The organism is Oribacterium sp. (assembly GCF_057249185.1).
Map to the genome: position 1 here is coordinate 1 of NZ_DBHIGR010000250.1, position 2,034 is coordinate 2,034.

General features: G+C 44.8%; 1 protein-coding gene. It reads left to right on the forward strand.

All coding sequences use genetic code 11. The features are described from left to right. Positions 1-508: 508 nt before the first annotated feature. Positions 509-2,034 (forward strand): glutamine--fructose-6-phosphate transaminase (isomerizing) (glmS, locus tag ACO4PX_RS10065; protein WP_485572571.1); only part of this gene is annotated, 1,526 nt, incomplete at its 3' end.

A 2,034-nucleotide genomic window follows, 5' to 3' on the forward strand; every position in this document is an offset into this window, starting at 1 on the left:
CCAGTCAAGGGACTGATTTCAGTATTTAATGTAGCCCGGGCATTTGCCCTGCTTCTGTTCCGCTGTAATAACAGCCTTATCACTTTATAGAATTTCCCTTGTATTGTCAAGGCTTTTCTGCATTTTTCCGAGGATTTTCTTTGGCTTTTTTCTGCATTTTCTCAAGGTTCTTTCCCAGGGCTTTTCTTCGGAACTTTCCTCTACTTCCTGCTTAAGAACAATTTCAGAATTTCTCCGGAAAAAGAATTTTTCTTTAAATTTTGCAAAAAAGCATTCCCAAGTGCTTTTTCACCATGGTATCATAACACAAATTTTTCTTTCTGAGGAAAAAAGAAAAATTAGCGCCAGGGCTTCGGGAACCCCAAAGCCGACGAGGTAAACAGTCATCGAAAGATTCGGCGGATGCTGTTTCGGAGTAGTGCATCGTTAGGGAAAGAAAAAAAGCGAAATCAAAATCGTAACAAAAGCTTTCTCCGCACCATAAACAATCAAATAGGAGGAATTTACAATGTGCGGTATTGTTGGTTTTGTTGGGCAGGGGAATACAAAGGATATTCTTCTGGCCGGTCTTTCCCGTCTAGAATACAGAGGCTATGATTCTGCGGGAATCGCTTTGTACTCTCAGCCTTTCACAGTGGTAAAGGCTGTAGGAAAATTAGAAGAATTAAAAAAGAAAGTTGCCTCTTCCAAGGAGTGTCAGCTTCCCTACTCTATGGGAATCGGTCACACCCGTTGGGCCACCCACGGTAAGGCCAGTGAAAAAAATGCCCACCCCCACCTGTCCATGCATAAAGAAGTGGTGCTGGTGCATAACGGGATTATTGAAAACTTTGCGGAGCTTAAGAATTTTTTACAGGAACAGGGTTATAGCTTCTACTCCGACACGGATACGGAGGTAGCGGTAAACCTGATTGAATATTATTACCGGAAGGATAAGGACATTTTAAAAGCTCTCTTCTCCGTACAAAAGGAACTGAAGGGCTCTTATGCCTTTGCCATCATGTTCCAGGAGGATGAAAAGACTCTTTATGCCATGCGTAAGGACAGTCCTTTGATTGTGGGTGAGGGAGAAAATGCCTTCTATCTGGCTTCCGATGTTTCCGCCTTTTTGGACTATACCAAGGAAATCTACCCTGTGGAAAATCGGGAGATTCTAAGCCTTTCCGAAAAGGAAATCCATATTTACAATAAAAATGCCGAAGAAGTACAGCGTTCTTCCGCTATCGCAGAACTGGATCAGAGCCAGATTCATAAGGGCGATTATCTGCATTTTATGGAAAAGGAAATCTTTGAACAGCCTAAGGTTGTGAAGGACACCCTGCTCTATGCCTGCAATCAGGAAAATGAAGAGACTGCAGGAAATGCGGGAAATTCAGAAAATCCGGAATTTTCCTATGAAGCCTTCTCCATGACGGAAAAGGATTTTCAGGAAATTTCCAGAGTTCGGGTAATTGCCTGCGGTTCCGCCTACCACGCGGGATGGGTTTTAAAATCCGTCTGCGAAAGCTTGTCCAGAGTTCCGGTGCAGGTGGAGCTGGCCAGTGAATTCCGCTATAACCACCCTATTTTGGAAAAGGGCGAACTGGTGATCAGCATCAGTCAGTCCGGAGAAACTGCGGATACCTTGGCAGCCGTAAAGGAAGCCAAGAAATTAGGGGCGAAAACCCTTTCCATCGTAAATGTGAAAGGCTCTGCCATTGCCAGAGAATCCGACTTTGTCTTTTACACCCAGGCCGGACCGGAAATTGCGGTAGCCACCACCAAGGCCTACAGCTGTCAGCTTGCGGCAGGCTACATTTTCTCCCTGCTTTTGGCTAAGGCAAAGGGAAAAATCAGCAAGGAAGAGACTCAAAGCTTAACAGAAGAGCTTTTCCTTCTTCCGGGAAAGATTCAGCAATGTCTTTCCTTTGATCAGGAAATCCTCCCTATGGCAAAGGAACTAAAGGATGCGGACAACATTTTCTTCCTGGGAAGAGGGCTGGACTGGGCCATCTCCATGGAGGGCGCTTTGAAGCTGAAGGAAATCAGCTATAT